Source organism: Okeania sp. SIO2B9 (genome assembly GCF_010672505.1).
Classification (GTDB): domain Bacteria; phylum Cyanobacteriota; class Cyanobacteriia; order Cyanobacteriales; family Microcoleaceae; genus Okeania; species Okeania hirsuta.
In genome coordinates, this window is sequence record NZ_JAAHGK010001006.1 from 1 (window position 1) to 2,876 (window position 2,876).

At 33.8% G+C, this 2,876-nt stretch carries 5 protein-coding genes; 1 reads left to right on the forward strand and 4 read right to left on the reverse strand.

The window, feature by feature from the left end; all coding sequences use genetic code 11:
* Positions 1 to 93 precede the first annotated feature (93 nt).
* Positions 94 to 222: a hypothetical protein gene (locus tag F6K13_RS26560; RefSeq protein ID WP_287288936.1), complete on the forward strand. Its 129-nt coding sequence runs from the start codon at positions 94 to 96 to the stop codon at positions 220 to 222.
* A 161-nt stretch (positions 223 to 383) separates the two neighbouring features.
* Here the strand turns inward: F6K13_RS26560 and F6K13_RS26565 are convergent, their stop codons facing one another.
* The 4 genes from F6K13_RS26565 to F6K13_RS26580 form a co-directional block, all read right to left on the reverse strand.
* On the reverse strand, positions 384 to 875 hold the full coding sequence (locus tag F6K13_RS26565) for a hypothetical protein (RefSeq protein ID WP_124147018.1): 492 nt from the start codon (positions 873 to 875) through the stop codon (positions 384 to 386).
* A gap of 59 nt (positions 876 to 934) precedes the next feature.
* On the reverse strand, positions 935 to 1,447 hold the full coding sequence (locus F6K13_RS26570; RefSeq protein ID WP_124147019.1) for a leucine-rich repeat domain-containing protein: 513 nt from the start codon (positions 1,445 to 1,447) through the stop codon (positions 935 to 937).
* A 154-nt stretch (positions 1,448 to 1,601) separates the two neighbouring features.
* Positions 1,602 to 1,799, reverse strand: a complete 198-nt coding sequence (locus F6K13_RS26575; RefSeq protein ID WP_124147020.1) for a hypothetical protein — start codon at positions 1,797 to 1,799, stop codon at positions 1,602 to 1,604.
* 427 nt (positions 1,800 to 2,226) lie between these two features.
* Positions 2,227 to 2,876 (reverse strand): sulfotransferase domain-containing protein (locus F6K13_RS26580; RefSeq protein ID WP_287288938.1); only part of this gene is annotated, 650 nt, incomplete at its 5' end.

Genomic DNA, 2,876 nt, shown 5'->3' on the forward strand with positions numbered 1-2,876 from the left:
CAGGGGTTTTCAGAGGATGATTAACCAGATTCAGATTCATGGTCATACTGACTCAAGGATCCAACTCAATGCCGATCATTTTTAGCTTGGCTATTGACCATTTATTTTACGATCGCGATCACACTTCTGAGTATTCTATCTCAGGAAGAAGGCATTGCTTCTACTGGTCACTTATTTCTGCCATCCTGCACTAGATTAAAAAATGAATATGGATTAGACTAATGGCAAAGTATCAATTTTCTGAGGATGCAATTTTATATCAAGTCAGAAGTCAAAAGTCAAAAGTAAGGTTTGTCGGGTGCGTTAGGAAGTTAAAAATTCAAAAGTAAAATTTGTAGTAGATTGACACAGCTAAAACTGTGCAGCTATAATCAGACATAATATTACTCCCTTTGATCGAATTCTTTTTCTACTTGCGGAGTGAGAAATATCTCTTGAAATTTCTCTACCGATTTTGGATGGATAAACAATATAGCAATGCCAATAATGGCAAATATTGTACATAACAAGTAGTAAATAATTTGCCCATTCTGCATCCAAGTCAAGGAATCTAGAAATCCAAATTTCTTGGGTTTTTCTATTTCTGGTTCTGGAGAATTTGCTGTTACTTTACCTTGAATCTTACTCTCGTCACCGAATACATTACCCACAATATTTCCATCTTTATTTTCTATATTTTGGCTTTGGTCATTGACAATTTTTTTTGTCATGGTTTTATTCCCAACAATATTATTACTATCTATAACAAAATCTCTACTATCAACTATATAAATATCATTTGGACGATGACTAGCTTGTAAAAATTCTCTACTCAAGTCTCCGTCTATTACATCATCAATGTCTATTACATGATCAATTAAACTTCGGATATCCACTTCATCATAGGGATAATTATCGCAGTTAGTTTTTTGTCTGCCATTACTTTTCCATTCGTTTAATTTCTCAAATTTGTATCCGGGATGGTTGTTAATTGATTATCACTTAAATCAAGCCTAATTAAATTGGTGAGTTGAGTAATTGATTCCGGGATATTTGTTAACTGATTACCACCTAAATAAAGCCCAGTTAAATTGATGAGTTTAGAGATTGATTCCGGGATGTTTTTTAATTGATTATCACTTAAATCCAGCCCAGTTAAGTTCCTGAGTTTAGAGATTGAATCCGGGATAGTTGTTAATTGATTACCACCTAGATAAAGCCTAGTTAAATTGGTGAGTTTAGAGATTGACTCCGAAATGTTTGTTAATTGATTATTTCTTAAATTTAATACTTCTAGCTGCTCTAGCTTCCAAACCTCAGTAGGGATTTCAGTCAATATTTCATCATCTCTGCTCAAAGAAACATTACTTAAGTTTAATTCCTTAAGTTTTTTATCTTTAGCTACTTGTATTCTTTCTCGAAAACGTCGTGGTATCTGATTCTGCTGATTTGTTTTAGGAAAATTCATAGCTCAATAAAAGAATTTTTACAATTATTGTAATAGCTACAAATACAAACATCGATTTTCCATAACCATCATAACTTTCTTACTTCAACCCAACCTAAAAAAAATTCTTATAAATAACCACCCAATGTTTTGCCTCAAAAATTTTCTCAGTATTTCAGCAACGTGCTAGAACATTATTGTATAGAATTTTTGGCGTTGGTAATTTGAGATATGATACCATGTCTGGATAAGAGCGCAATAGAACTCCGTGACCTTTACGCTCCCCGAAAAACTTTATCTTTCTACTCGGGGTTTCTTCTTCTTTCTTTCCTTCTGACTCCTGACTCCTGACTCCTAAAGAATTAAGATTCATATCATACACTAATTTACCAACGCCGAATTTTTCAGTAAGTGTGGATACACTGCTGGAGATCCCCCCTAACCCCCCTTGACAAGGGGGGAAACCGGAAGTCCCCCTTTTTAAGGGGGATTTAGGGGGATCGTTGTTTTTCGTACCTCATGCGTAAGTCCCGATCATACTTACTAGATGGCAAAACTAAGACGTTATAGTTATGGGTGCCTGATTTGTAGAAGTAACCTACTTAGTAGATGGAAAACTAAGACGTTATAGTTATGAGTGCCTAATTTTTCATCACCACAAAAGCGACAACAATAGAAAAACTAAGACGTTATAGTTAGCAGACAGAGATTCCTACTCTAAAACTTTGATAAAATTGCTTTTTCTCTTTTAAAGATAATAAAGCTGATAGCTGACTGCTGAATACTGAATGCTTACCATACTATTCCAACCAAGATGAAAGGTCTCTATCAATTAAATCTTGTAATTTGAGAATATCTTCACGGTAGAATTCAGTTAATAGTTGACGCTCTTCTGAAGAAAGAGGTTTGAGTTCTTTTCCTGCTGAATTTAACTTAATTATACTAGAGCGTAATTTCTGCCGCATTTCTAAAGGCATTAATACTCTAAGCGTTGATGAAATAGCTGTCCTAACTGGATTTTTTGTTTTCAATAAATTATTCAATGTTTGATTCTTAGGTACAGCCGCACTTTGACTACGCTTTGAAGTATCAGGGTTAAATGTATCATCTACCCCAATAAATCTATAAATCTCTTGCATAACCTTTAAAGAATCTTTAGTTAAATCATCATGGAGAATAATTTTTAATTTTTCCCGGTCGAAACTATCAAAATAATGTTTGATAGGAGAATAATATAATCCTTTCTTGATTGTTGAAGAACTATCTGCACGAAATTTAACTTGTTCGCTTAGAGAACGAACTTTTCCCACATTTATCCCATCGCGAAGGTGCATTAAATAATCAGAATAAGCTCTGTCTACAGGATTTCTCAATATAGCAATCATTTTCACATCAGGAACATAACGTTGAATCATTTCCGATGAAGTTTTATAGTTAACAAGATATTTAA